Below are 24,636 nucleotides of genomic sequence, written 5' to 3' on the forward strand. Positions count from 1 at the left end.
ACATCCATGTCAGTAATGTTATCTGGACAGCATCAAATGATTCGAACGGGAACGATCCATGACCCCAACCATTTTCTCCCACCCCGACCGCATCCCCGCGAAATTCCGCCCGTTCAAGGCGTTCCGGCACTTCCGCAATCTGATCAAGGACAAGGAAGACACCGAACAGGTGTTCCGCATCTTTGAAAACCTGCCGCGCAAGGGCTTCATGGACGATGCGCGCGCCTTCGTCGAAAGCGATTTCGGCAAGAAGCTGATGGAACGCGAACCCTATCTACCCGACCTGCTAGACGACCATGGCTGGATCGACGCACTGCCCGAAGGCACCGTCGGCCACGCTTATGTCACCTTCATGCGCCGCGAAGGTCTTTCGGCCGCGGGCCTCGTCGCCGAAAGCGACAAGATGGGCCGCCCGCAATATGACGACCAGGTGCAATGGTATTCGAACCGCCTGCGCGACACGCACGACCTGTTCCACATCCTGACCGGCTATGGCCGCGACGCGCTCGGCGAGCAGTGCGTGCTCGGCTTCACCTATGGCCAGACGGGCAATTACGGCAATTTCTTCATCGCCTATGCCGGCGGCTACGAAGTGAAGCGCAGCATCAAGAGCGACGCGCCGGTGATGGGCGCGATCCGTCAGGGCCAGCGCCACGGCAAGGCGTCGCAGGCGATCATCGAGCAGGACATCCGCTCGCTGCTCGCCGAACCGCTCGAAGCCGCGCGCACGCGGTTGGGGATCGGCGAGCCTACGCTCTATCAGGAAGCGCACCGAGCGTACCGCAACCGCGGGATCGATCCGTACAACTTCCTCGCGCCGCAGGCCGCGGCCGCCTGAACCTCCAACGTCACCCCGGCGAAAGCCGGGGCCTCGACGCCAACCTCGAATTCCCCGTTCGCAGCAACTGCTCGTGATCAACCCGTGCTTTCCGGCCAGACGCGCGGGCTGCGCGGCGTTTCCAGTCGATAGTCGGAATAGGATCGGGAAAATATCTCCCTGCCCAGGCGTTCGGCGTCCCCGATCGGGTTCGCCGGATCGTTGCGCACTTCGCCGCGGCTGTTGCCGGCTCCGCGCACCACGCTGACGAAGTCCGAATTCGTGTAGCGGGAAAATTCCTGAATCTGGTGGACGATGCCGAGGGCCACGCCGGGATATGTTTCCTCGGACGCCAGCACCAGGCCGAGCCGTTTCCGCGCCATCGCTGCGAGCGCTTCCTGCGAGCCCGGATAGGAGGCCGCATAATAGCAGAAGCTGCGATCGAAGAACGCCTTGATCTGGGCGGACACGCCGTACCAATAGATGGGCGAACAAAAAATCACCCCTCGCGCGGGCAAGAACTCTTCGAAGAATAGGGCGCGATACGGGTCGTCGATCGCGCATTCACCATCGGCGCGTCGGCATTGGCGGCAATCGCGCAGAAACCCGGAAATATGGTCATCCAGAAATCGCAGTGCGACATCGCTGCCCGCCGCCTCAGCGCCGCGCCGAACGGCTTCGGCAAGCGTAGCGGTGTTTCCGTTTCTGCGCGGGCTTCCGACAAGAATGAGCAGTTTTTCCGACATATCGACCGATCCTTTCGCGTCAGACACGGCACGGCTGCCATGTCTTGTTGACGCAAAGGGGTGGCGTGGTACTTTCGATTGATCAACTACCTACTATTTTGTCATATACTAACCTTCAGGTAAGAATTGAAGATCATGACGACACGCAATCAACCCTATAATGATGGTCTTGGGCCGGTGTTCGAGATTATCGGCGGGAAGTGGAAGGCGCTGATTCTTTGGGAACTTCACGGCAACGCCGTGCGCTTCGGCGCGCTCAAGCGGCGTATCGCCGGTATCAGCGAAAAGATGCTGATCCAGCAATTGCGGGAAATGGAAGCCGATGGCCTGGTCCACCGCGAAATGTTCCACCAGGTTCCCCCGCGCGTCGATTATTCGGTTACCCCCTTGGGGGCATCGCTCAACGAAGCGCTGACGCCGCTATGCGAATGGGGAAAACACAATCTGGAAAATCGCCGGCCATCCGATCCGATGCCCGGCTGAAACGCGCCGACCGGCGTAACATTCGTTGCCCAGGTCGTTCGTTGCCAGCTCGTTCTTCGATCTCAACGCGGATGACGGTGTTAATCAGCCGAGCTTCGCGATCAGCGCCTGCGCCGCCGCCGGGTTGCGGACCTTCGCGCCCGATATGAAGAAGATATAGACGTCGCGGTCGCCCTTCGCCCAGTCGCGGGCTTGCTTCGCCCTTTGGTCGAGCGCCTTGGCGTCATAACCGGTTTCGACGTCGTCCTGACTGCGCTGGAGCCGCGCGTAGGTGAAGTCGGCGGTCAGTTCGTCGATGCAGGGGAACTCGTCGCTGTCGGCGAAGACGATCGCCATGTTCCGTTCGCGGACCATCTCGACGAAGGCGGGGTCGCGGAAACTTTCGTGGCGGACCTCGATCGCATGGCGCAGCGGCAGGCCGTCCTGCGTGTCGGGAAGCAAATCGAGGAAGCCCGCGAAATCGTCACGATCGAACTTCTTCGTCGCCATGAACTGCCAGTGGATCGGGCCGAGCCGGTCACCGAGCTGCGTCAGCCCCTGCGTCAGGAACTTCTCGATCGACCCGGCGCCCTCCGCCAATATCTTGCGGTTGGTCGTGAAGCGTGACGCCTTGACGCTGAACTTGAAGCCGTCGGGCACCGACGCAGCCCAATTGGCAAAGGTTTCGGGCTTCTGGCTGCCATAATAGGTGCCGTTGATCTCGATGCCGGTCAGGTGCTGGCCGGCATATTCGAGCTCGCGTTTCTGCGCGAGCCCGGCAGGGTAAAAGGGGCCGCGCCACGGCTCGAAGGTCCAGCCTCCGATTCCGACATAGATGCTCATCGGTTCTTCCCTTCGCGCACAAATCCTGAACCGTCATTGCGAGGAGCGAAGCGACGCGGCAATCCAGAATGGCGTAAACCGCCCTGGATTGCTTCGCTTCGCTCGCAATGACGAGCGTGATTTATCTAGGAACTGTTGCCAACGCTAGCGCTTGGCGCATCACGCAAGCGCCGCGTCGGCTCCCATCAGCGTCGGGAAGAAACCCTCATGCGCTTCGCGAAGTTCGGCGAGCGTCACCTGATGGTCGCTGCCCTCCAGTTCGAAGACGATGCGGTCCTTGATCGTGCGGCCGACCGGATCGACCGGCACGTCGGCGCGGCCTGCGGCGTCGAGGAAGTCGGCGAGGCAGGTGTCGCAGACGGTGACGAGATAGAGGCCCTGATCCTCACCGAAGAAGCTTTCGGCGACGCCGAACGGCTGTTCTTCGCTGACCAGCACGCCGATATTCGATTTCAGCGCCATTTCGGCGAGCGTCACCGCCATGCCGCCGTCCGACACGTCGTGGCAGGCGGTGATCCAGCCGGCGTTGATCGCGCCGCGGATGAAGTCGCCGGTGCGTTTTTCGCAGCGCAGATTGACTTCGGGCGGCGGACCTTCTTCGCGGCCGTGGATTTCGCGGAGCCACACCGACTGGCCGAGATGGCCGGCGCGTTCGCCGACCGCGAGCACGATGTCGCCGGTGCGCTTGAAGCCGATGCCGACCGCCTTGTTCAGATCTTCGATCACGCCGACGCCGCCGATCGCGGGGGTCGGCAGGATCGCGCTGCCGCCGCCCGTTGCCTTCGATTCATTGTAGAGGCTGACGTTGCCCGACACGATCGGATAGTCGAGCGCGATACACGCCTGCGCCATGCCGTCGAGGCAGCCGACGATCTGGCCCATGATTTCGGGGCGCTGCGGGTTGGCGAAGTTCAGGCAATTGGTGATCGCCAGGGGAGTGGCGCCGACCGCGCTGATGTTGCGCCACGTCTCGGCGACCGCCTGCTTGCCGCCCTCGACGGGGTCGGCGTAGCAATAGCGCGGGGTGCAGTCGGTCGACATCGCGAGCGCGCGGTTCGTACCGTGGATGCGGACGAGCGCGGCGTCGCCGCCGATCTGCACCGTGTCGGCGCCGACCTGGCTGTCATACTGCTCCCAGATCCAGCGGCGGCTGGCAATGTCGGGGGTGCCCATCAGCGTCTTGAGGTCGGCCGCCACGTCGGTCGTTTCGGGGACGTTCGTCAGCTCGGGCTGCTTCGGCGTCGGGACGTGCGGGCGGTCGTAGAGCGGCGCGTCGTCGGCGAGCGGGGCGAGCGGAATGTCGCAGACGATCTCGCCCTTATGCTCCAGCACCATGCGCCCCGTATCGGTGACGGTGCCGATGACCGCGAAGTCGAGTTCCCATTTGTGGAAGATCGCGGCGGCGAAATCCTCGCGGCCGGGCTTCAGCACCATCAGCATGCGTTCCTGCGATTCGGACAGCATCATCTCGTACGTGGTCATGCCGGTTTCGCGCTGCGGCACGTCGTCCATCTTCAGGTGGAGGCCGACGCCGCCCTTCGACGCCATTTCGACCGACGATGACGTAAGCCCGGCTGCGCCCATGTCCTGAATCGCGACGATCGCGTCAGACGCCATCAGTTCGAGGCACGCCTCGATCAGCAATTTTTCGGTGAAGGGGTCGCCGACCTGCACCGTCGGGCGCTTTTCCTCGGCATCTTCGCCGAAGTCGGCCGACGCCATCGTTGCGCCATGGATGCCGTCGCGGCCGGTTTTCGAGCCGACATAGACGATCGGATTGCCGATGCCCGACGCGGCCGAATAGAAAATTTTGTCCTGTTCGGCGATGCCGACGGTCATCGCGTTGACGAGGATATTGCCGTCATACGCCTTGTGGAAATTGACCTCGCCGCCGACTGTGGGAACGCCGACGCAGTTACCATAGCCGCCGATGCCGTGGACGACGCCCGAGATGAGATGCTTCATCTTCGGGTGGTCGGGGCGCCCGAAGCGCAGCGCGTTGAGGTTCGCGACGGGGCGCGCGCCCATCGTGAAGACGTCGCGCAGGATGCCGCCGACGCCGGTCGCCGCGCCCTGATAGGGTTCGATATACGACGGGTGGTTGTGGCTCTCCATCTTGAAGATCGCGGCCAGCTTCTTGCCGCCTTCGCCTTCGCCGATGTCGATCACGCCGGCATTCTCGCCGGGACCGCAGATCACCCAAGGGGCTTCGGTCGGCAGCTTCTTGAGGTGAAGGCGCGAGCTTTTATAGCTGCAATGCTCGGACCACATGACCGAGAAGATGCCGAGTTCGACAAGGTTCGGCTCGCGCCCGAGCGCGTGCAGGACGCGATCATATTCTTCCGGAGACAGGCCGTGTTCGGCGACGATCTCGGGGGTGATGACGGAGGCGGGCGCGGTTGCGGTCTGAGTCATGGCGCGCCTTTAGCGGGGTAGGCGCAAAACGAACAGACCCCATGATGCATTTTGCACCATGGGGTCTGCGGTCGGAGAGAGGGTTTAGCGCGAGGCGAGGGTGACCGACGGCTTCACGAGCGGTTCGACGTCGCGCAGCGCGAAGCTCACCTGCTGCGAGCCGACGGTGCCGCGGACGCGGTGCTGGCCGACGCGGAGCGTGAACGGCTTGCCGGTGCGCTCCTCGACGCCGCTGATGACGCGCGTGTCGCCGACCTGCGTGACGCTATAGCTGTAGGTGCTGCCCTCATGCTCGAAGCGATTGGTCGGCGCATCCTTCGCCAGAGCGACCGACGGCGCCAGCGCGAGCAGGCCGAGGGCGGGGAGAATATATTTTTTCATGATGCAAGTCCTTGTCTGATGAACAAAACTTGCCTTCGAGCCCCTCTCTTCTTGTGCAGTGCAGCATGGCGAGCCCTTGGCGCGCGAGCAATTGCAAAAAACAGAACCGCGATTGCGCAGCGCGAGGGGGCGGGGGTGGGCGACAACGATGCGTTCGTGCCCACCCCGCTGCGGCTAGCCAGCAAGCTGGCAAGCCTCGCTGCCCCTCCCGCCTGCGGGAGGGGAGATCAACGACCGCTCACCACACCAAAGCCGACATGCCGGAGGCGCGACGTCATGCTTGACCAAACGGGGGCGAAGGGGCCAAAGCAGGGCCATGACGGACACCCCCGACGCCGCTGCCGCCGCCGATATTGCCTCACTGTCGTTCGAGGCCGCGATGGGCGAACTCGAAACGATCGTGCGGAGGCTCGAGAGCGGCGATGTCAGCCTCGAGGAATCGGTGACGCTCTATGAGCGCGGCCATGCGCTGCGCGGCCATTGCGAGGGGCGGCTGGCCGCGGCGCAGGCGCGTATAGAACAGGTCAGCCTGGGCGCCGACGGCCGACCGGCGGGAACGACCCCCTTCGGCGAAAGCTGATCCACGGTGGCGCTCGTCGAGGACGAAGTTTCGCGCGGGAGGCAATTGCTGCTTTCCATCCAGAGTGAGGTTGCGGCCGGGATCGACACGCTGTTCGATCAACTGCTCACCGTTCCGTCCGACCCGCGCGGACCGCTCTATGAAGCGATGCGCCATGCCGCGGTGGCCGGCGGCAAGCGGCTGCGTCCTTTGCTCGTTCGTGCCGCGGGCGATCTGTTCCACGTCGATCGCACGCTGACCCTGCGCGTCGGGGCGGCGGTCGAGGCGATGCACGTCTATTCGCTGATCCACGACGATCTGCCGTGCATGGACGATGACGACATGCGCCGCGGCAGGCCAACGGTGCACAAGGCGTTCAACGAGGCGACCGCGGTGCTCGCGGGTGATTCGCTCCATGCGCTGGCGTTCGAATGGCTGTGCGACCCGGTGACGAGCGCCGATCCTTTCGTGCGCGGCGAGCTTTGCTGCGAACTCGCGCGCGCCGCAGGGCCGGCGGGGATGGCGGGCGGACAGATGATGGACCTCGCCGCCGAGACGTCGAATTTCGACCTGCCGACGGTAACGCGGCTCCAGCAGCTCAAGACCGGGGCGCTGATCGCCTTTTCGGTCGAAGCCGGCGCGATCCTCGCGCGGATCCCGCCCGAGGGCCGCGCGCCGCTGCGCGCCTATTCGCGCGACATCGGGCTCGCGTTCCAGATCGCCGACGACATCATGGACGTCGAGGGCGACGAGGAACTCGCGGGCAAGGCGCTGCACAAGGACGATGCCGCGGGCAAGGCGACCTTCGTCACCTTGATGGGACTCGAGCGCGCGCGCGAACAGGCGACCGCCCTCGTCGACCAGGCGATCGGGCATCTCGCGAGTTTTGGTGATGAAGCGGCGCTGCTGCGCGCGATCGCCCGTTATGTGGTGGAAAGGGACCGTTGATGCGCATTGGGGTTTATCCCGGAACCTTCGACCCGATCACGCTCGGGCATATGGACATCATCCGCCGCGGTGCGAAGTTCGTCGACCGGCTGATTATCGGGGTGACCACCAATATCGCGAAATCGCCCTTGTTCGACGACGAAGAGCGGATCGCGATGGTGAAGGCCGAAGTCGCGGGGATCGATGGCGACATCGAGGTCGTCGGTTTCAATTCGCTGCTGATGGACTTTGCCGACGCCCAGGGCGCGTCGATCGTCGTCCGCGGCATTCGCGGCGTCACCGATTTCGAATATGAGTATCAGCTGACGGGCATGAACCGCCAGCTCAACGCCCGCGTCGAAACCGTCTTTTTGATGGCCGACGTCAGTCTTCAGCCGATCGCGTCGCGGCTGGTCAAGGAAATCGCGATCTTCGGCGGCGACATCCACAAATTCGTGACGCCTTCTGTACGCGATGCCGTCGTGGCGCGCATCGCCGAGCGGGGGCTCCTTAAAGGCGAGCGCTGATACCGATCATTGAGCGTTCAGCTTTTTCCCGCTAGGGCGCGCCATCGGGGCGCAAATCCAGTTTATTATCCAAAGGCCGATCCAGCATGAAATCATCCTTCCGCCCCTTGGTTCTTACGGCGATGGCGTTCGGTCTCGCGGCGTCAGCCGTCGCGCAGGATGCGCCGCCCGCGCCCGCGCCGAACCCCGAGCAGAGCCAGCCCGCACCGCCGGTGGAGACGCCCGCGCCTGCGCCGGTCGAAGCGCCTCCCGCGACGGCGCCTGCGGCGGCGGACGGCACACCGGCAGCGGAAGTCCCCGTGGTGCCAGCGATGACGCCCGACCAGTATATCAACGTCCCCGAATATATGCTCAACATCGACCTTTCGACGGGCGGCCGGATCGTGGTCCAGCTCTATCCCAACGTCGCGCCGAACCATGTCGAGCGGCTGAAGCAGCTCGCGCGCGCGGGTTTCTATGACGGGATCAAGTTCCACCGCGTGATCGACGGCTTCATGGCACAGACGGGCGATCCGACCGCGACCGGGCAGGGCGGCTCGCAGCTTCCCAACCTCAAGGCCGAATTCAACGTCACCCCGCATCTGCGCGGCACGTTGTCGATGGCGCGCGCCGAGAGCGAGGACAGCGCGAACAGCCAGTTCTTCATCATGCTCCAGCCGCGCTTCGCGCTCGACCGCCGTTACACGGCGTTCGGCCGCGTCATCTCGGGCATGCAATATGTCGATGCGATCCATAAGGGCGAGCCGCCCGAAGTGATGTCGCGGATGGTGCAGGTGTCGGTCGCCGCCGACAACAAGCCGGTCCCGCCGGCGTCGATGCTGACCGAAGCGGTGCCCGCGCCGGTCGCTGCGCCCGCCGTGACGGTCGACCAGCTTAACGCTCCGATCAAGCAGTAAGCGCGGGGACGCGCTGCCCAGAATCTGACCCAGCCATGCGCGTCGACGCCTTCGATTTCGATCTACCTAACGAGCGTATCGCGCTCCGCCCCGCGCGTCCGCGCGATGCGGCGCGGATGCTCGTGGTCGATGGCGGCAGGATCGTCGACGCGGGGGTTGGCGACCTGCCGGCATGGCTGCGCCCGGGCGACTGCCTCGTCTTCAACGACACGCGCGTCATCCCCGCACAGCTCGATGGCCGTCGCGGCGTTCGACATGATGGCGCGCAGAACGCGCCGGGGGCGAAGATCGGCGCCACACTGCACAAACGCATCGACCTGCGCCGCTGGCAGGCGTTCATCCGCAACGCCAAGCGGCTGCGCGTCGGCGAGACGGTCGATTTCGGCGCGGGGGTCGCGGCGCTCGCCGAGCAGCGTCTGGCCGACGGCAGCTTCATCCTCGCCTTCGCCGGCGACGAGCCGGTCGAAGTCCTGCTCGAACGCGCGGGCACGATGCCGCTACCTCCTTATATTGCGGGCAAGCGCCCCACCGACGAAGACGATCGCAGCGATTATCAGACGATGTTCGCGCGCGAGGACGGCGCGGTCGCGGCACCGACCGCGGCGCTGCACTTCACGCCGAAGCTGCTCGAGGCGCTGGCGGCGGCCGGCGCCCTGACCGAGACGCTGACGCTGCACGTCGGCGCGGGCACCTTCCTGCCGGTGAAGGCCGACGATACCGAAGACCATCTCATGCACGCCGAATGGGGACGGATCGACGCCGACACCGCGGCGCGGCTCAATGCCGTGCGCGCGGCGGGCGGCCGCGTGATCGCGGTCGGCACCACCAGCCTGCGCCTGCTCGAAAGCGCGGCGCAGGATGACGGTACGATCACGCCCTTCGCGGGCGACACCGCGATCTTCATCACCCCCGGCTATCGGTTCAAGGCGATCGACGGGCTGATGACCAATTTCCACCTGCCGCGCTCGACCTTGTTCATGCTGGTCAGTGCGTTGATGGGGCTGGAGACGATGCAGGCCGCATACGCCCATGCCATCGAAAGCGAATATCGCTTCTACAGCTATGGGGATGCCAGCCTGCTGATCCCGTGTCAGAGCGACCGGTCGGCGTAAACCGCTATCGCTTCCGCAATGAACTCGGGGCATCCCGGCAGTTTATCATCGTCATAGGTGCCGCGGAATTCGGGATTTTCGACATAATAGCGACCGAGATTCCTGAACGCTGCGGCGTCGGGCGTCCAGCTGTGCGAGATCCAGCGATAGTGGCGGTCCGTCACGGCCTGCACTGCGTCGGACGCCGGGGCGCCGCCGTCGCGGAACAGGCGCTGGAAATCGGCGCGGATCGATTCCATTTCGGCCTGGATCGCCGCGACCTGCTCCTTGCTGAACGATCGCGCCTTCGCCGCAGCCGCCGCGACCGCGTCCTTGCCCCAAAATTCCTCGGCCTCGCGCTGCCAGCGGTCGCGCGTTTCGGGGGCGATGCCGGCGTAATAGTCGTTGTCTTCCATGTCCTCGTCCTTCTCCAGTGATACGATCGTGCGATCGATGGTGCGGATGAGGGTCCGGTAATGGCCGATCCGGCCTTCGAGCGCGGCGCGGTGCTCACGCAGCGCGGCCAGCGGGTCGAAGGCGGGATCGTCGAGCACGGCGGCGATCTCCGCCAACGGCAGGCCGAGCTCGCGGTAGAAGAGGATCTGCTGCAGCCGCAGCAACTCCTCCCTGCCATAATAGCGATAGCCGTTGGCGCCGACATGGCCGGGCTTCAGCAGGCCGATCGCATCATAATGATGCAGCGTCCTGACGCTGATGCTTGCCGCCCTCGCGACCTGCCGAACCGTCCGCATTCACCGTCTCCTCATCGTGGGACGGGCCTATCGGGGATGACGCAGCGTGAGGGTCAAGCCTTTTCGCGCGCGCCTAGGACCAATCGACATTCAGGTCAGGGTGAGTCGAAAATGGTGGTTTTCCGTGACCCGGAGCGCAGCGTACATCTGGTACGTGAGCACCGGAAGCACGGGAAATTGCCATTTGCAGGCCGCCATGGGCTGAATGTCGATTGGTCCTAGCCGAAGGTGAAGGCGTAAGCGCGCACGCCCGGATCGAGGAACTCGATTTCGAAGGTCCGCGCTTTCGCCCCCGCCGACTGCCGCACGAACTGGTACAGTCGGTCGCTGGTCACGCTGCCCATCCCGTTCGCATCGACGACCGCGCGCCCGCCGCTATGACACTTTCGTTCAAGCCCGCGAAAAAGTTACGCCGCTAGGCCGCGCGGATCGAGGGGGCGCCGTTGACCATCCACGGTGCCAGTCGCTGCTTTCGTACCTGATGCGCGGCAATGCGTTCGCCGACTGTCGCGTATCGATTGCCGTCGACCAGCACTTCGGGCGCGATCGCGCGGCAGTTGTACGTCGATGCCATCGATGCGCCATAGGCACCGGCCGTCTTGAAGAGGGCGAGGTCGCCCTCCTGCACCCGATCGATCTCGCGCTCTTTTGCAAAGGTGTCGCCGCTTTCGCAGATCGGGCCGACTATATTGGCGGTGAATGTCCTGCCGGTGGGGCGGACCGCCGCGAACTCGTGCCATGCGTCATACATCGCGGGACGCGCGAGGTCGTTCATCGCCGCATCGACGACGACAAATGGGTGACGGGCGCCCGGCTTCACCCACAGGACGCGCGTCAGGAGGATTCCGGCCTCGGCCGCGATGAAGCGCCCGGGTTCGAAGAGCAATGTCGCGTCCCAATCCTTTGTAACGTCGGCGACCATTGCGCCATAGGCTTCGGCATCGGCGCCGGGCTGGCCCGGCCGGTAGGAGACGCCTAGCCCGCCGCCGAGGTCGACATGATAGACGCGGTGCCCCTTCTGGCGCAGCGCGCGGATCAGGTCGCCGATCTTGCGATAGGCCGCCTCGAGCGGCGCGAGGTCGACGATCTGGCTGCCGATATGGACGGCGAGCCCGTGGAGGTCGAGGCCGGGAAGCGCCGCAAGCCGGTCGTACATGGCAAGCGCATCGTCGATCGGGATGCCGAACTTGCTGTCGAGCCGGCCCGTGGTGATCTTGGCATGCGTGCTGGCATCGACGTCGGGGTTGACGCGGAGCAGGGCAGGGGCGCGTCGTCCGCGCTGCGAAGCGAGGGCGGACAGCAGCTGTCCTTCGCGCTCGAGCTCGAGATTGAAGCGGCCGATCCCGGCATCGAGCGCCGCGATCAGCTCGGGCGCGGTCTTGCCGACGCCCGAATAGACGATGTGGCTCGCTGAAATCCCGGCGCTGAGCGCGCAATCGAGTTCACCGCCCGATACGATGTCGGCGCCATAGTTTTGATCGGCGAGGACCCGCAACACCGCCGGTGACGGGTTGGCCTTGACCGCGAACATCAACTGCTTGCGCGGCACCTTGCCGAGCGCGGCGCGGAAACGCTGCGCCGAGTGTCGCAGCGTTTCCGCCGAATACACATAGGCGGGCGTGCCGACCGCAGCGGCGATCGAGGCGAGAGGGACCGCTTCGGCGTGCATTTCGCCGCCGAGCAAATGAAAGGAGGACATCGAACTAATCCTTGGATGGAGAGAAGGTTAAAGCTCGTCCCGCCGGGCGCGGCGCGAGGCGCGGATCGCGCCCGGCAGCTCGCGGTGGCGGCTCCGCTCGACGCGCAGCGCGAGCATGGCCTTCTTTCCCGCGAGCAGGAGAAGAAGGCCGGTCGCGGCGACGAGCAGGCCGACGATACCGACAAGGTCGGCGCCGGCTCCGGTCGCGACATGCGTCAGGACATAGCCCGCGCCGACGAGCGCCGCCCCGGCGGCGCGCCAGAAGAGGTCGCGCTGGGTCATGACCGCCCGCGCTCCCGTTTTGCCGTGCGGTCCCACAGGACGGTATCGGCCGCGGTTCGGGCCAGCGCCGCGCGTTCACGCGCGTTTGTATCGGGCTCCGAGCAGAGCAGCAGGTCGGCCGGATATTCGGCCTCTTCGCGCATGGCCTGGCGCTGGTCGCCCTGTTCGAAGACAAGGCCGATCGCGGGATCGGCCTGCCGCGCGGCCGCGCGGCGGGCGCGGGCGATCAGGCGAGGATCGGCGTCGATGCCGCGGCCTTCGATCGCGACGAAGCCCATCGCGCGCGCGCCGGACGGCGTGGATCAGCAGCTCGCCGGCGCCGCAATCGGCGTCGACGATGCGGATGCTGCGGCGTCCGCGCTTGCGCAGGCCCTTGAGCTTGCGAAGCATCGCGGGCCAGCGGCGGTCCTTCTCGGCGCGGTTCTGCGCGCCTTGCGCCAGCGTGCCCCACCCGCTTGTGGCGGGTGCCATCCAGACGATGCCGGCGGGCGCGATATAGGAATATTCCATGACGAGCCTCCTCAAGCCGCGCGGTCGATCGCACATTCGTCGGGGCGCAAAGGCTCGAACGAAACGGCGGGGATCAGCGGATGCAGCGCGGCGACGATCCGCGCGCCCGGAAGGCCGCGGCACTCGGCGCGGGCGAAGGCGCAGGCGGCGGTGCGCGAAATGAACCGGCCTTCAAGCTGGCCTTTACAACCCTGAACGAGCCAGTGGCCGGCCGCATCGCGGCCGACGAATACTATCGACCCGACTGGGTCGGGCTCCGCGGAAATCGCAGAAGTCATGAAGAGATGCTCCTTGGCTACTCAAATCGACGCCCCGAAGATCGGGACTCGATGCCGGCAATCTATGGGGCCGCGCATAGGGATTCGAGATCGAGGAAGGGCGCCACCCATTGTATTTTCATTTGTTTTCGCGGCCCGCGCTCGCCCGCCCCAAAATCGGCAAAATCATATGAAAATACTATGCGACCTGCACTTTGGGTCTCTCGCATTCAAACGCGCGCCTCACCTATTTGGGAGTCCGCAGACGACTCGTGCCACGCCCCGTGGCCAGCGCCATGCTGGAGCAAACCCATGCAGGATCTAATCTGGGTCGGCATCATCCTCGCCCTGCTCGCCGCGAGCCTCGGCTACGCGCGCCTGTGCGACGACGCATAAGGAATGATGTCCATGACACTCGACCTCTGGCTCGCGGGCCTCACCGCGCTCGGCCTTCTCGTCTATCTCGTCGCCGTGCTCGCACGGCCCGAACGCTTCTAAGGGAGGCGAACCCATGACCTTTCAGGGATGGTTTCTCATCATCGCGTTCATCGCTATCCTGCTCCTGCTCTGCAAGCCGATGGGGCAATGGCTCTTCGCGCTCTACGAGGGGCGACGGACGCCGCTGCACCGCATATTCGGCCCGGTCGAGGCGGGCTTCTATCGGCTGTCGGGCATCGATCCGACCGAAGAGCAGGGGTGGCGCCGTTACGCGGTCCATATGTTGATCTTCAACGCGACGCTGTTGCTCTTCACCTACGCGGTGCTGCGCCTGCAAGGGGGCTTGCCGCTCAACCCGCAGAGCTATGAGGGCGTCGGGGCGGACGGCGCGTTCAACACGGCGATCAGCTTCACGACCAACACCAACTGGCAATGGTATTCGGGCGAGGCGACGATGTCGAACCTCAGCCAGATGCTCGGCCTCACCATTCACAATTTCCTCTCGGCCGCGACGGGCATCGCGCTCGCTTTCGCGCTGTTTCGCGGTTTTGCGCGGCGCAGCGCGACGACGATCGGCAATTTCTGGGCCGACATGACGCGCGTGACGCTGTATCTGCTGCTCCCGCTCTGCTTCGCCATCGCGATCTTCTATATCGCAAGCGGCGTGCCGCAGACGCTTAGCGGTTCGGTCGATGTCACGACGCTCGAAGGCGCGAAGCAGACGCTTGCGCTCGGCCCGGTCGCGTCGCAGGAAGCGATCAAGATGCTCGGCACCAACGGCGGCGGCTTCTTCAACGCCAACAGCGCGCATCCGTTCGAAAATCCGACCGCGCTCACCAACCTTGTCCAGATGCTGTCGATCTTCCTGATCGGCGTCGGTCTGACCTGGACCTTCGGCAAGGCGGTCGGCAACACCCGTCAGGGCTGGGCGATCCTCGCCGCGATGATGACTTTGTTCCTTGCGGGCACGGCCATCGTCTATTGGCAGGAAGCCGCCGGCAACCCGATCCTTCACCAGCTTGGCGCCGCAGGCGGCAATATGGAAGGCAAGGAAGTCCGCTTCGGCATCGCGGCCTCGTCGCTCTTCGCGGCGGTCACCACCGCGGCGTCGTGCGGTGCGGTCAATGCGATGCACGACAGCTTCACGGCGCTGGGCGGCCTGATCCCGCTGTTCAACATGCAGCTGGGCGAGGTCGTCATCGGCGGCGTCGGCGCGGGCATCTATGGCTTCCTGCTGTTCGCCATCCTCGCGGTGTTCGTCGCGGGCCTGATGGTCGGGCGCACCCCCGAATATGTCGGCAAGAAGATCGAGGCGCGCGAGGTCAAGCTGGCGGTACTCGCGATCGCGGTGCTGCCGCTCATGATCCTGGGGTTCACGGCGATCGCATCGGTCACCGATGCGGGACTGGCGGGGCCGCTCAACAAGGGGCCGCACGGCTTCTCGGAAATTCTCTACGCCTTCACCAGCGCGGTCGGGAACAACGGGTCGGCCTTTGCGGGCCTCACCGCCAACACGCCCTTCTATAATGGCATGTTGGGCGCCGCGATGTGGATCGGCCGCTTCTTCATCATCATTCCCATGCTGGCGATCGCGGGCGGCCTCGCGGCGAAGAAATATACGCCGGCGACGGCGGGCAGCTTCCCGACGACGGGGCCGCTGTGGACGGGCTTGCTCATCGGCATCGTGCTGATCGTCGGCGGCCTGACGTTCCTGCCCAGTCTCGCGCTCGGTCCCATCGCCGATCATCTTGCGATGATCAACGGCCAGCTCTTTTAAGGATTATCGCAAATGGCTCGGTCTCAAACCAAGTCTCTGTTCACGGCAGACCTGATCGTTCCGGCGATCGGCGACGCCTTCCGCAAACTCAACCCCAAGGAACTGATCCGCAACCCGGTGATGTTCACCACCGCGGTCGTGGCGACCTTGCTGACCCTATTGCTCGTCGTCGGTCAGGATAGCCTCGGGGCGGGCTTCAAGCTGCAGCTCGTGATCTGGCTCTGGCTGACGGTGCTCTTCGGCACCTTCGCCGAGGCACTCGCCGAAGGGCGCGGCAAGGCGCAGGCCGCCTCGCTGCGCGCCACCAAGGCCGAACTGACCGCGAAGCGCGTGAAGGGCGAAGGGAAGGCGTATGAAAATGTTCCCGCCAGCGCGCTCCGGGTCGGCGACATCGTGCTCGTCGAGACGGGCGACCTGATCCCGTCGGACGGCGAAGTCGTCGCGGGTGTCGCGTCGGTCAACGAGGCGGCGATCACCGGCGAAAGCGCGCCGGTGATCCGCGAGGCGGGCGGCGACCGTTCGGCGGTTACCGCCGGGACGCGCGTCATTTCCGACGAAATCCGCGTCCAGGTGACGGTGAATCCGGGGCAGGGCTTCCTCGACCGGATGATCGCGCTCGTCGAGGGCGCCGAGCGGCAAAAGACGCCGAACGAAGTCGCGCTGACGCTGTTGCTCGTCGGCCTGACGATCATCTTTCTGATCGCGGTTGGCACGATCCCCGGCTTTGCATCCTATGCGGGCGGCTCGATCCCCGTCGCGATCCTTGCGGCGTTGCTGATCACGCTGATCCCGACGACGATCGCGGCTTTGCTCTCCGCGATCGGCATCGCGGGCATGGACCGCCTCGTGCGCTTCAACGTGCTCGCGAAATCGGGCCGCGCGGTCGAGGCGGCGGGCGACGTCGATGTCCTGCTGCTCGACAAGACCGGGACGATCACGGTCGGCGACCGGCAGGCAACCGAATTCCGCCCGGTGGGCGGCCAGTCGATGACGGTTCTTTCGGAGGCGGCGCTGCTCGCGAGCCTCGCCGACGAAACCCCCGAAGGCCGCTCGATCGTCGCACTGGCGCGCGAGAAATTCGGCCAGACGAGGACCGAATTGCCGGAGGGCGCCGAAATCATTCCCTTCACCGCGCAGACCCGCATCTCGGGCATCAAGCTCGAGGGCAGCGTGATCCAGAAGGGCGCGGTGGATTCGGTCCTGAAGGCCAATCCTGGCGCGGAGGCGACCGCCGCCGCGACCGAACTGCGCCGCATCACCGACGAGATCGCACGCGCCGGCGGCACGCCGCTCGCCGTGGCGAAGGACGGGCAGCTGCTCGGCGCGATCTTCCTCAAGGACATCGTCAAGGCGGGTATTCGCGAACGTTTCGGCGAACTGCGCGCGATGGGCATCCGCACGGTGATGATCACCGGCGACAATCCGCTCACCGCCGCGGCGATCGCCGCCGAGGCCGGAGTCGACGATTTCCTTGCGCAGGCGACGCCCGAGGACAAGCTCGAGCTGATCCGCAAGGAGCAGGCGGGTGGGCGCCTCGTTGCAATGTGCGGCGACGGCACCAACGACGCCCCGGCGCTCGCGCAGGCCGACGTCGGCGTCGCGATGAACACCGGGACGCAGGCGGCGCGCGAGGCGGGCAATATGGTCGATCTCGACAGCGATCCGACCAAGCTGATCGAGGTCGTCGGGCTCGGCAAGCAACTGTTGATGACGCGCGGGGCGCTGACGACCTTCTCGGTCGCCAATGACGTCGCCAAATATTTCGCGATCATCCCGGCGATGTTCGTCGTGCTGTATCCCGGATTGGGCGTGCTCAACGTGATGGGGCTGACCAGCCCCGAGAGCGCGATCCTGTCGGCGATCATCTTCAACGCGCTGATCATCCCGCTGCTCGTGCCGCTCGCATTGAAGGGCGTCACCTATCGCCCGATGGGCGCCGGGCCGCTGCTCGCACGCAACCTTGCCGTCTATGGCCTTGGCGGCCTTGTGGCACCTTTTGTCGGCATCAAGCTGATCGACCTCGCGGTCGGCGGCCTGGGTCTCGTCTGAGGATATGACAATGAACAAGGATTTCATCACCTCGCTGCGTCCGGCGCTCGTCATGACGCTGCTCTTCGCGCTGCTCCTCGGGCTCGCTTACCCGCTGGCGCTCACAGGTATCGGGCAGGCGATCTTCCCGAGTCAGGCGAACGGCAGCCTTGTCGAGGAGAATGGCCAGGTCATCGGTTCGAACGTGGTCGGCCAAGCCTTTGCGTCGGAACGCTATTTCAACACGCGTCCCTCGGCGGCGGGCGACGGCTATGACGGGCTTGCCTCGTCGGGGTCGAACCTCGGCCCGACCTCGCAAGCACTCGTCGACCGGGTCAAGGGCGATGTCGGGAAATTGAAGACCGCCGAACCCGGCAAGGCCGTGCCGGCCGATCTGGTCACGGCATCGGGTTCGGGGCTCGACCCCGACATTACCCCCGAGGCCGCCTTCTATCAGGTCGACCGCGTCGCAAAGGCCCGCGGGCTCGCTCCGGCGGCGGTTCGCGGGTTGGTCGACCAGAGCGTCGAGCAGCCGCTCCTCGGCTTCCTGGGCGAGCCGCGCGTCAATGTGTTCAAGCTCAATCGACGGCTCGATGCTTTTGGGGCTAAACCCGCCGCGTGACAGACAAGGATCGACCATCTCCCGAAGCCTTCCTGCGCCAGGCGGCGCAGGAAGGCCGTGGCCGTTTGAAGGTGTTTCTCGGCGCCGCGCCCGGCGTCGGCAAAACGTGGGAGATGCTCACCGACGGACGGCAACGGCGCGAGGCCGGGATCGATGTCGTGATCGGGGTGGTCGAGACGCACGGCCGGCGCGAAACCGAGGCGCTTGTCGACGGCCACGAGATCATCGCGCGCCGCGATGTCGATCATCAGGGCCATAGTCTTGGCGAAATGGACATCGACGCGATTCTTGAACGCCGCCCCGGGCTCGTACTCGTCGACGAGCTTGCGCATAACAACGCGCCCGGCAGCCGGCATCCCAAGCGTTATCAGGATGTCGAAGAACTGCTTGATGCGGGCATCGACGTCTATTCGACGATCAATATCCAGCACGTCGAGAGCCTCAACGACGTCGTCGCGTCGTTCACCCGCGTCCGCGTCCGCGAAACGGTGCCCGACTCCATTCTCGAAAATGCCGAGATCGAAGTCGTCGACATCCCGCCCGACGAACTCATCGAGCGGCTCCGCGACGGCAAGGTCTATATCCCGCAGGAAGCCAGCCGTGCGCTGACCCATTTCTTCTCCAAATCGAACCTGACCGCGCTGCGCGAACTCGCGCTGCGCCGCGCCGCGCAGGCGGTCGATGCGCAGATGCTCGAGCATGTGCGCAGCCATGCGCTTGCGGGCAGCTTCGCGGTGGGCGAACGGATCGTGGTCGCCGTCAGCGAATTGCCCGTCTCCGCCGAACTGGTTCGTGCGGGCAAGCGCCTTGCCGACGCCCTCAAGGCGCCGTGGAGCGCGGTCTATATCGAGACGCGGCGAAGTCAGGGCATGACCGACGACGACCGCCGGCAGCTTGCCGACACGCTCGCGCTCGCCTCGCGGCTCGGTGCCTCGACCGCGACCGTCCCGGCGGCGAGCGTCGTCGAAGGGCTGCGGGCCTTTGCCGGCGACGCGCGCGCGACGCAGATCGTCATCGGCAAGTCGAGCCGCCCCTGGTGGTTCGAGATGCGCCACGGCTCGGTCGTTGACCAGCTCGTGCGGACGATCGACGATGTCGCCGTCCACGTGTTGCCCGGCGAGCCTGACGCGAAGGCGGCCCAACGCAGCGCGACCGTCGTTCCCGGCCGTTGGGGCAAGCCGTCGGATTATGTGCTGGCGCTCGCGATGGTGGCCGTGATGACGGCGCTCGGCCGCCTGCTGCTCGAAGTCATCGACCTTGGCAACATCTCGCTGCTCTATCTCGTGCCCGTGATGTTCGCCGCCGCGACCTTCGGGGTGCGCGCGGGCCTGTTCGCGGGCCTCGCGTCGAGCCTCGCCTATAATTTCTTCTTCCTGCCGCCGACCGGAACGCTGACCGTCAACAATCCCGAAAATGTCGTCAGCATCCTCGTGCTGCTCGGCGTCGCCGTGGTCACCAGCCAATTCGCCGCGCGGGTGCGCGCACAGGCCGATCTCGCGCAATCGAGCGCGCGGCAGAATGCGGCGCTGGCAAGCTTCTCGCGGCTGCTGATTGCAGCACCCGATCAGGAAACCTTGATGCACGCGATTTGCGCCGAAGTCGGGCGGCTGCTCGATGTCCGCACGGCGCTGCTGCTGCCGTCCGCCGATGGCCCGATGCTGCGCGCTGCAGTACCGCCCGAAGACCGGCTTGAGCAAATCGAGCGGGCGGCGGCGCAGTGGGCGATGGACAATGAACAGCCGGCCGGGCGCGGGTCGTCGACCCTCACCGCGTCGGACTGGCTGTTCCATCCTTTGCGCACGACGCGTGGCGTTCTCGGCGTGCTCGGCCTCACGCGTGACGATGCGCGCGAGCCCGTCCGCTCTGATCAGGTGCCGCTGTTGATGAGTCTCCTCGACCAGGCGTCGATCGCGCTCGACCGCATGGAGCTTGAGGAAGAATCGCTTCGCACGCGGCAGGTCGACGAACGTGATCGCCTGCGCTCGGCGCTGCTGTCGTCGGTCAGCCACGACCTTCGGACCCCGCTTACGACGATCCTTTCGGCCGCGCAGGAAATCCGCCGCCACCCTTCGCCGCAGCTCGCCGAGACGATCGAGACCGAGGCGCTTCGCCTCAATCGTTTCGTGTCGAACCTGCTCGACATGGCGCGTGTCGAGGCGGGTGCGTTGCCGATGAAGGTCGAGGCGACCGACCTGTTCGACGCCGCCGCCAGCGCGGCGCACGATACGCGGGCGTCGCTGCTGGGGCATGAGGTCAAGGTCGATATTTCGCCCAATATCCCGCTGGTGCGGGTCGATCCGGTGCTGCTTCACCATTGCCTGATCAATCTGCTCGACAATGCCGGGCGCTACGCCGACCCCGGCACCCCCATCGTCATTCGTGCCCGGCGCGCGGCCGATGCCATATCGATGTCGATCATCGATCAGGGGCCGGGAATCGCGCCCGGAAACGAGAAGCGCGTCTTCGAAACCTTCACCCGGCTCGAGGGCAGCGACCGCGCGAAGCATGGCACCGGCCTCGGGCTCGCCATCGTCAAGGGATTTGCCGAAGCGATGGGCCTGTCGGTCGAGGCGAGCAACAACGACGATCCGCACGGAGCCTGCTTCACCATTCGCATCCCCGAGACGCTGATCATCATGCATCTCGACGACAAGGAACAGCCATGAAAGTCCGTCACAAGGTTCTGGTCGTGGACGACGAGCTGCATATCCGCCGCCTGATCCATGCCGCGCTCGCGCGCGCCGACTATGCGATCGTCGAAGCCGAAAGCGCCCGCGAAGCGCTCGAAATGCTTCGCGAGGAGCGCCCCGACATCGTGCTGCTCGATCTCGGCTTGCCCGATCGCGACGGGCTGGAACTCGTGCCCCTCGTCAAGCAGCAGTCCGATACGACGCTGATCGTCGTATCGGCGCGCGATGCGACCGACCAGAAGGTTGCCGCGCTCGACCTTGGCGCCGACGACTATCTGACCAAACCTTTCGACACCGACGAATTGCTCGCGCGCGTGCGGGTCGCCCTGCGCAACCGCATGACCCGCGACGGCGGAATGCTGGCAGTGACCGCGGGCGATGTGACGATCGACCTCATCGCGCGCACCGTCACCAAGGCGGGCCGCGAGGTCCATCTGACGCCCAAGGAATATGCGGTGCTGGCCCAGCTTGCGCGGCACCCCGGGCGGGTCATCACGCACAACCAGATCATGGCGGAGGTCTGGCCGCGCGAGGTCGAGCATCATGTCGAATATCTGCGCGTCCTCGTCCGCACGCTGCGCCAGAAGCTGGAGAGCGATCCGCAAGAACCACAGATCATCAGCAACGAACTCGGCATCGGCTATCGCCTGCGGTCGGTCAGCGACATGCCGGGCGACGAAGCCGGACAGGGGCAATAATCGCGCAAATTCTATGCCGATCATATGAAGTCGGGGCGGACCTGCTCTCGATTTCAAACGACGTGAGCGCCTATCTAGTCGTCATGGCAAGCGACGATTTCAAACGGCCATCCGATGCTTCGCGGCCGTCGCGGTACGACCGGGCCATCGACTGGTTGGGCGCACAAGGGCCGTCGGCACTCACAATCTATATGTGCGCCATTGTGGCGCTGGTCGCCTTTCTCGCCGACAAGATGAGCTGAGCCCGGATCGCCCAAATTATACGCAATCTCAATGCGCCGCGCTATTTCCCGATCTCGAATTCCTACGCGATCATGCGTAATTGGGCAGCCTCCCGCTGGAGGTTTGCAATGAAGAGATGGCATGAAACGCTCGCCGCCAATATCGGCCTGCGAGCTATGGGTATCGCCCTGTTTGGCATCGGCTGGCTGCTCGCGCTCAGGCTTCATCATATGGTCCTGACGACGGGACCGCGCGATGCGGGTGCGTTGATGATGTTTCTGTCGGCGGCGACATTTCTCAGCGCAAGCGCCGGAAGCGCCTTGCTGTTTGTCGGCCCGGGATTGTGGGAAAGCGTCGAGGTTTCGGCGCGATGGAGGCGCTTGCCTCCGCGGGCTTCGGATGCGCCCTTCTCCTTCGAGCGTGATCCGGAAAGTCTGGCCGGGCCCCCGACGAAGGAGCGACCCGGTGCATAACGAAAACACTATGCAATTGATCGTCCGCTGCTCTCGATTTCCAATGCCGCGCTGATCTAGTTGGGCGTCCTCGCCAGCCTCCCCACTCCGGAAAGAGGCCAGTTCAAGAGGACAATATGAAGACCATCATCTCCGCCGCCGCACTTCTCGCGGGACTTTCTCCGGCCGCCGCTTTCGCGCAGGACGAAGAGGCAAAATCCGTAACGATCACGGGGACCGCGACCATCGCGTCCGATTACCGCTTCCGCGGCGTGTCGCAGTCCGACAAGGAAATGGCCGTTCAGGGCGGGGTCACCCTTACGCACAAGAGCGGCCTCTATGCCGGTGTATGGGGCTCCAACCTTGCCGGCTGGGGCACCTTCGGCGGCGCCAATATGGAACTCGATCTGATCGGCGGTTATAAATTGCCGCTGAGCGACAAGGCCGCGCTCGACGTCGGTCTTGTCTGGTACATGTATCCCGGCGGCGCCGACGAATCCGATTTTGCCGAACCTTATGTCAAGCTGACGGGAACGGCCGGTCGGGCGACCCTGACCGCCGGGGCCGCCTATGCGCCCAAGCAACATGCGCTCGCCAATGTCTCGAACGCGCCGAACAGTCGCGGGCAGAGCGACGATAACCTCTATCTATGGGGCGACGGCGCGGTCGTCATCGCGGGAACGCCGTTCACCGCAAAGGCGCATATCGGCCATTCGGATGGCAATCCCGGCCTCGGCCCCAACGGCACCAGCGTTGCCCCGACGGGCCGCTACTGGGATTGGTCGCTCGGCATGGATGCCAGCTGGCGCAACCTGACGCTCAACCTGTCCTATGTCGATACCGACATCGGCAAGTCCGAAGCGGCACGCCTGCAGCCCAATTTCAGCAAGGGGCTCGATGGGACCGGCTCGATCGCCGATGCCGCGGTGGTGGCCAGTGTGACCGCAGCCTTCTGATATGCGCATGGGCCGGGCGGTTCGCGCCGCCCGGGCCGTTTTGCCCGCATCGCGGCGTACCAAATGGTATCCGCACGGATCATCCTGTATCCGGCACGTGCCCGCGCGGCCCGCTTGTATTCCCTGGCGCCCAAGACATGTTGCATTGCAACAATATAGCCAACCCCAGGGAGCTCCCCATCCCATGACCAAAATCGACTTGGCGCTCCAAGGCGCACCCATTCGAACGCCGCTCGCGAAAGCGGCGCGGCGCGATGCCAAGATATGGCTCTGTTTGGGACTGATAGCTCTGGACGCGGCGGCGCTCGCGGTGGGCTTCGCCGTGACGCTGATGATCGAGCAGCCCCGCAGCATCTCCGACGGCCTGTTGACTGCGATGCTGGGCGCCTTGTTCGTCCACTTCGCGATCGCATTCCAGAATCAAGCCTATAATCCGCGCTGCCTGACGCATCCGGTCAAAAGCGTTCGCCAGACGCTGCTGTCGTTCGCGACGACCTTGTTCGTCTTTCTGCTTGTGGCCTTCTCGCTAAGGATCACCGGCAAGGTGCCGCGTCTGGCGATCGGCATGGGCATGGTGACCGCGGTGACCCTGTTGGTGGCGCAGCGTTTGCTGATCTGCCGTATCGTGCGTCGGGCTTTCGGCGATATGACCGCCGAACTGGTCATTGTCGACGGCGCGAACCTGCCCGCATCCTACCTCGATCGCGAGATCATCGATGCGCGCGCGTCGGGGCTCCGTGCCGATCTCGATGACCCCTATATGCTCGATCGCCTCGGCACCGTGCTGCAGGATTACGACCGCGTGACGATCGTGTGTGCGCCAGAACGGAAGGTCGAATGGGCCCGCGCGCTGAAAGGCGTCAATATCGTGGGCGAGATCGTGATGCCCGAGATTGCCGAACTGGGGCCGCTGACCACGCGCCAGCGCGGCGGGGTCACGACGCTGGTGGTGTCGTGGGGGCCGCTCAACCGCGCCAACCGGGTGAAGAAGCGCGCGCTCGACCTCGCCGTGACGCTCCCTGCGCTGATCCTGCTGTCGCCGCTGCTTATGATCGTGACGTTGGCGATCAAGCTCGATTCGCCGGGGCCGGTGTTTTTCCGTCAGGAGCGCATGGGGCGCGGCAACCGCATCTTTCGCATCCTGAAATTCCGCAGCATGCGCGTAGAGACGACCGACGCGAACGGCGCGCGCTCGGCGAGCCGCGACGACGACCGGATCACGCGCGTTGGCAAATTCATCAGGGCCACGAGCATCGACGAGCTGCCGCAGCTGATCAACGTGTTGTCAGGCGAGATGAGCCTCGTCGGGCCGCGCCCGCATGCCTTGGGTTCGACTGCGGGCAATGAGCTGTTCTGGCGCGTCGACCGGCAATATTGGCACCGTCATGCGCTCAAGCCGGGGATTACGGGCCTCGCCCAGATCCGCGGGTTTCGTGGCGCGACCAACACCAAGCGCGATATTCTGGACCGGCTCGAATCCGATCTGGAATATCAGCATGGCTGGTCGCTGCTGCGCGATGTTTCGATCTTGGCGCGCACGGCGCAGGTGCTCGTGCATCGCAACGCCTATTGAGCGGCGCCTCTTGGAC

General features: G+C 65.0%; 26 protein-coding genes and 1 pseudogene. 17 read left to right on the forward strand and 10 right to left on the reverse strand.

The genetic code is table 11. The annotated features are described in order from the left end of the window. The first annotated feature begins 58 nt into the window (after nucleotides 1-58). Entirely contained in the window at nucleotides 59-838 is a 780-nt protein-coding gene (locus ACREBX_RS04670) for a Coq4 family protein (protein WP_431560586.1), read from the forward strand. Nucleotides 839-915: 77 nt separating this feature from the next. Here the strand turns inward: ACREBX_RS04670 and ACREBX_RS04675 are convergent, their stop codons facing one another. Then, nucleotides 916-1,563 (reverse strand): flavodoxin family protein, encoded by a 648-nt coding sequence (locus tag ACREBX_RS04675; RefSeq protein WP_431560587.1) that lies wholly within the window; start codon nucleotides 1,561-1,563, stop codon nucleotides 916-918. A 135-nt stretch (nucleotides 1,564-1,698) separates the two neighbouring features. On the opposite strand from ACREBX_RS04675, the gene ACREBX_RS04680 reads away from it, so the two are divergent. Continuing rightward, complete coding sequence (locus ACREBX_RS04680; protein WP_431560588.1) at nucleotides 1,699-2,046, forward strand: winged helix-turn-helix transcriptional regulator; 348 nt, start codon at nucleotides 1,699-1,701, stop codon at nucleotides 2,044-2,046. A gap of 84 nt (nucleotides 2,047-2,130) precedes the next feature. Here the strand turns inward: ACREBX_RS04680 and ACREBX_RS04685 are convergent, their stop codons facing one another. The 3 genes from ACREBX_RS04685 to ACREBX_RS04695 form a co-directional block, all read right to left on the reverse strand. Continuing rightward, nucleotides 2,131-2,868 carry a DUF72 domain-containing protein gene (locus tag ACREBX_RS04685; RefSeq protein ID WP_431560589.1) on the reverse strand — a complete coding sequence of 246 codons (738 nt, stop codon included), beginning with the start codon at nucleotides 2,866-2,868 and terminating at the stop codon, nucleotides 2,131-2,133. 159 nt (nucleotides 2,869-3,027) lie between these two features. Then, nucleotides 3,028-5,283: a phosphoribosylformylglycinamidine synthase subunit PurL gene (gene purL / locus ACREBX_RS04690; RefSeq protein ID WP_431560590.1), complete on the reverse strand. Its 2,256-nt coding sequence runs from the start codon at nucleotides 5,281-5,283 to the stop codon at nucleotides 3,028-3,030. 84 nt (nucleotides 5,284-5,367) lie between these two features. Beyond that, complete coding sequence (locus ACREBX_RS04695; protein WP_431560591.1) at nucleotides 5,368-5,664, reverse strand: hypothetical protein; 297 nt, start codon at nucleotides 5,662-5,664, stop codon at nucleotides 5,368-5,370. A 316-nt stretch (nucleotides 5,665-5,980) separates the two neighbouring features. On the opposite strand from ACREBX_RS04695, the gene ACREBX_RS04700 reads away from it, so the two are divergent. From ACREBX_RS04700 to queA, 5 genes are all read left to right on the forward strand, one after another. Next, nucleotides 5,981-6,244 (forward strand): exodeoxyribonuclease VII small subunit, encoded by a 264-nt coding sequence (locus ACREBX_RS04700; protein ID WP_431560592.1) that lies wholly within the window; start codon nucleotides 5,981-5,983, stop codon nucleotides 6,242-6,244. A 45-nt stretch (nucleotides 6,245-6,289) separates the two neighbouring features. After that, nucleotides 6,290-7,171 (forward strand): polyprenyl synthetase family protein, encoded by an 882-nt coding sequence (locus ACREBX_RS04705; protein ID WP_431560634.1) that lies wholly within the window; start codon nucleotides 6,290-6,292, stop codon nucleotides 7,169-7,171. Then, a complete protein-coding gene (coaD, locus tag ACREBX_RS04710) occupies nucleotides 7,171-7,677 on the forward strand; it encodes a pantetheine-phosphate adenylyltransferase (RefSeq protein ID WP_431560593.1) in 507 nt (168 codons plus the stop codon). The genes ACREBX_RS04705 and coaD overlap by 1 nt, the downstream gene beginning before the upstream one ends. A gap of 86 nt (nucleotides 7,678-7,763) precedes the next feature. Next, entirely contained in the window at nucleotides 7,764-8,573 is an 810-nt protein-coding gene (locus ACREBX_RS04715; RefSeq protein WP_431560594.1) for a peptidylprolyl isomerase, read from the forward strand. Between the two features lie 35 nt (nucleotides 8,574-8,608). Beyond that, nucleotides 8,609-9,685, forward strand: coding sequence for a tRNA preQ1(34) S-adenosylmethionine ribosyltransferase-isomerase QueA (queA, locus tag ACREBX_RS04720; RefSeq protein ID WP_431560595.1), 1,077 nt, complete (start codon nucleotides 8,609-8,611; stop codon nucleotides 9,683-9,685). Here queA and ACREBX_RS04725 read toward each other — a convergent pair. From ACREBX_RS04725 to ACREBX_RS04750, 6 genes and pseudogenes are all read right to left on the reverse strand, one after another. After that, nucleotides 9,664-10,416, reverse strand: a complete 753-nt coding sequence (locus tag ACREBX_RS04725; protein WP_431560596.1) for a MerR family transcriptional regulator — start codon at nucleotides 10,414-10,416, stop codon at nucleotides 9,664-9,666. The genes queA and ACREBX_RS04725 overlap by 22 nt on opposite strands. A 218-nt stretch (nucleotides 10,417-10,634) precedes the next feature. Continuing rightward, a pseudogene (locus ACREBX_RS04730) lies at nucleotides 10,635-10,769 on the reverse strand (thioredoxin); the annotation flags it as partial. Between the two features lie 62 nt (nucleotides 10,770-10,831). Then, complete coding sequence (gene lysA, locus ACREBX_RS04735) at nucleotides 10,832-12,115, reverse strand: diaminopimelate decarboxylase (protein ID WP_431560597.1); 1,284 nt, start codon at nucleotides 12,113-12,115, stop codon at nucleotides 10,832-10,834. Nucleotides 12,116-12,142: 27 nt separating this feature from the next. Next, the gene (locus ACREBX_RS04740; protein ID WP_431560598.1) at nucleotides 12,143-12,397 is read right to left on the reverse strand and encodes a hypothetical protein; all 255 of its coding nucleotides are present in this window, start codon (nucleotides 12,395-12,397) and stop codon (nucleotides 12,143-12,145) included. After that, nucleotides 12,394-12,675, reverse strand: coding sequence for a hypothetical protein (locus tag ACREBX_RS04745; RefSeq protein WP_431560599.1), 282 nt, complete (start codon nucleotides 12,673-12,675; stop codon nucleotides 12,394-12,396). The genes ACREBX_RS04740 and ACREBX_RS04745 overlap by 4 nt, the downstream gene beginning before the upstream one ends. A gap of 243 nt (nucleotides 12,676-12,918) precedes the next feature. Then, entirely contained in the window at nucleotides 12,919-13,185 is a 267-nt protein-coding gene (locus tag ACREBX_RS04750) for a hypothetical protein (protein WP_431560600.1), read from the reverse strand. A 387-nt stretch (nucleotides 13,186-13,572) separates the two neighbouring features. On the opposite strand from ACREBX_RS04750, the gene kdpF reads away from it, so the two are divergent. From kdpF to ACREBX_RS04800, 10 genes are all read left to right on the forward strand, one after another. Next, complete coding sequence (kdpF, locus tag ACREBX_RS04755) at nucleotides 13,573-13,662, forward strand: K(+)-transporting ATPase subunit F (RefSeq protein ID WP_431560601.1); 90 nt, start codon at nucleotides 13,573-13,575, stop codon at nucleotides 13,660-13,662. A gap of 13 nt (nucleotides 13,663-13,675) precedes the next feature. Beyond that, nucleotides 13,676-15,379 (forward strand): potassium-transporting ATPase subunit KdpA, encoded by a 1,704-nt coding sequence (gene kdpA / locus ACREBX_RS04760; protein ID WP_431560602.1) that lies wholly within the window; start codon nucleotides 13,676-13,678, stop codon nucleotides 15,377-15,379. 12 nt (nucleotides 15,380-15,391) lie between these two features. After that, nucleotides 15,392-17,428 carry a potassium-transporting ATPase subunit KdpB gene (gene kdpB / locus ACREBX_RS04765; RefSeq protein WP_431560603.1) on the forward strand — a complete coding sequence of 679 codons (2,037 nt, stop codon included), beginning with the start codon at nucleotides 15,392-15,394 and terminating at the stop codon, nucleotides 17,426-17,428. A gap of 10 nt (nucleotides 17,429-17,438) precedes the next feature. Then, nucleotides 17,439-18,029, forward strand: a complete 591-nt coding sequence (kdpC, locus tag ACREBX_RS04770; protein ID WP_431560604.1) for a potassium-transporting ATPase subunit KdpC — start codon at nucleotides 17,439-17,441, stop codon at nucleotides 18,027-18,029. Continuing rightward, nucleotides 18,026-20,695 (forward strand): DUF4118 domain-containing protein, encoded by a 2,670-nt coding sequence (locus ACREBX_RS04775; RefSeq protein WP_431560605.1) that lies wholly within the window; start codon nucleotides 18,026-18,028, stop codon nucleotides 20,693-20,695. Before kdpC ends, ACREBX_RS04775 begins: the two co-directional genes overlap by 4 nt. Continuing rightward, a complete protein-coding gene (locus ACREBX_RS04780; protein ID WP_431560606.1) occupies nucleotides 20,692-21,417 on the forward strand; it encodes a response regulator transcription factor in 726 nt (241 codons plus the stop codon). Before ACREBX_RS04775 ends, ACREBX_RS04780 begins: the two co-directional genes overlap by 4 nt. 62 nt (nucleotides 21,418-21,479) lie before the next feature. Beyond that, complete coding sequence (locus ACREBX_RS04785; RefSeq protein ID WP_431560607.1) at nucleotides 21,480-21,659, forward strand: hypothetical protein; 180 nt, start codon at nucleotides 21,480-21,482, stop codon at nucleotides 21,657-21,659. A 108-nt stretch (nucleotides 21,660-21,767) separates the two neighbouring features. Continuing rightward, nucleotides 21,768-22,112: a hypothetical protein gene (locus ACREBX_RS04790; RefSeq protein WP_431560608.1), complete on the forward strand. Its 345-nt coding sequence runs from the start codon at nucleotides 21,768-21,770 to the stop codon at nucleotides 22,110-22,112. 116 nt (nucleotides 22,113-22,228) lie between these two features. Then, nucleotides 22,229-23,047: a TorF family putative porin gene (locus tag ACREBX_RS04795; protein ID WP_431560609.1), complete on the forward strand. Its 819-nt coding sequence runs from the start codon at nucleotides 22,229-22,231 to the stop codon at nucleotides 23,045-23,047. A 184-nt stretch (nucleotides 23,048-23,231) separates the two neighbouring features. Then, nucleotides 23,232-24,620: an exopolysaccharide biosynthesis polyprenyl glycosylphosphotransferase gene (locus ACREBX_RS04800; RefSeq protein ID WP_431560610.1), complete on the forward strand. Its 1,389-nt coding sequence runs from the start codon at nucleotides 23,232-23,234 to the stop codon at nucleotides 24,618-24,620. Nucleotides 24,621-24,636: the final 16 nt, after the last annotated feature.

Origin of the sequence: Sphingopyxis sp., from assembly GCF_050725655.1 — a bacterium.
Lineage (GTDB): Bacteria > Pseudomonadota > Alphaproteobacteria > Sphingomonadales > Sphingomonadaceae > Sphingopyxis.

Bases quoted from the DNA above. Each gene is read 5' to 3' on its own strand.
- ACREBX_RS04790 (WP_431560608.1), top strand. From the start codon at position 21,768: ATGAAGAGATGGCATGAAACGCTCGCCGCCAATATCGGCCTGCGAGCT.
- ACREBX_RS04750 (WP_431560600.1), bottom strand. From the start codon at position 13,185: ATGACTTCTGCGATTTCCGCGGAGCCCGACCCAGTCGGGTCGATAGTA.
- ACREBX_RS04700 (WP_431560592.1), top strand. From the start codon at position 5,981: ATGACGGACACCCCCGACGCCGCTGCCGCCGCCGATATTGCCTCACTG.
- ACREBX_RS04795 (WP_431560609.1), top strand. From the start codon at position 22,229: ATGAAGACCATCATCTCCGCCGCCGCACTTCTCGCGGGACTTTCTCCG.
- lysA (WP_431560597.1), bottom strand. From the start codon at position 12,115: ATGTCCTCCTTTCATTTGCTCGGCGGCGAAATGCACGCCGAAGCGGTC.
- kdpC (WP_431560604.1), top strand. From the start codon at position 17,439: ATGAACAAGGATTTCATCACCTCGCTGCGTCCGGCGCTCGTCATGACG.
- ACREBX_RS04680 (WP_431560588.1), top strand. From the start codon at position 1,699: ATGACGACACGCAATCAACCCTATAATGATGGTCTTGGGCCGGTGTTC.
- ACREBX_RS04695 (WP_431560591.1), bottom strand. From the start codon at position 5,664: ATGAAAAAATATATTCTCCCCGCCCTCGGCCTGCTCGCGCTGGCGCCG.
- ACREBX_RS04740 (WP_431560598.1), bottom strand. From the start codon at position 12,397: ATGACCCAGCGCGACCTCTTCTGGCGCGCCGCCGGGGCGGCGCTCGTC.
- queA (WP_431560595.1), top strand. From the start codon at position 8,609: ATGCGCGTCGACGCCTTCGATTTCGATCTACCTAACGAGCGTATCGCG.
- coaD (WP_431560593.1), top strand. From the start codon at position 7,171: ATGCGCATTGGGGTTTATCCCGGAACCTTCGACCCGATCACGCTCGGG.
- kdpB (WP_431560603.1), top strand. From the start codon at position 15,392: ATGGCTCGGTCTCAAACCAAGTCTCTGTTCACGGCAGACCTGATCGTT.
- kdpA (WP_431560602.1), top strand. From the start codon at position 13,676: ATGACCTTTCAGGGATGGTTTCTCATCATCGCGTTCATCGCTATCCTG.
- ACREBX_RS04675 (WP_431560587.1), bottom strand. From the start codon at position 1,563: ATGTCGGAAAAACTGCTCATTCTTGTCGGAAGCCCGCGCAGAAACGGA.
- purL (WP_431560590.1), bottom strand. From the start codon at position 5,283: ATGACTCAGACCGCAACCGCGCCCGCCTCCGTCATCACCCCCGAGATC.
- ACREBX_RS04800 (WP_431560610.1), top strand. From the start codon at position 23,232: ATGACCAAAATCGACTTGGCGCTCCAAGGCGCACCCATTCGAACGCCG.
- ACREBX_RS04715 (WP_431560594.1), top strand. From the start codon at position 7,764: ATGAAATCATCCTTCCGCCCCTTGGTTCTTACGGCGATGGCGTTCGGT.
- ACREBX_RS04670 (WP_431560586.1), top strand. From the start codon at position 59: ATGACCCCAACCATTTTCTCCCACCCCGACCGCATCCCCGCGAAATTC.
- ACREBX_RS04685 (WP_431560589.1), bottom strand. From the start codon at position 2,868: ATGAGCATCTATGTCGGAATCGGAGGCTGGACCTTCGAGCCGTGGCGC.
- kdpF (WP_431560601.1), top strand. From the start codon at position 13,573: ATGACACTCGACCTCTGGCTCGCGGGCCTCACCGCGCTCGGCCTTCTC.
- ACREBX_RS04780 (WP_431560606.1), top strand. From the start codon at position 20,692: ATGAAAGTCCGTCACAAGGTTCTGGTCGTGGACGACGAGCTGCATATC.
- ACREBX_RS04745 (WP_431560599.1), bottom strand. From the start codon at position 12,675: ATGGGCTTCGTCGCGATCGAAGGCCGCGGCATCGACGCCGATCCTCGC.
- ACREBX_RS04725 (WP_431560596.1), bottom strand. From the start codon at position 10,416: ATGCGGACGGTTCGGCAGGTCGCGAGGGCGGCAAGCATCAGCGTCAGG.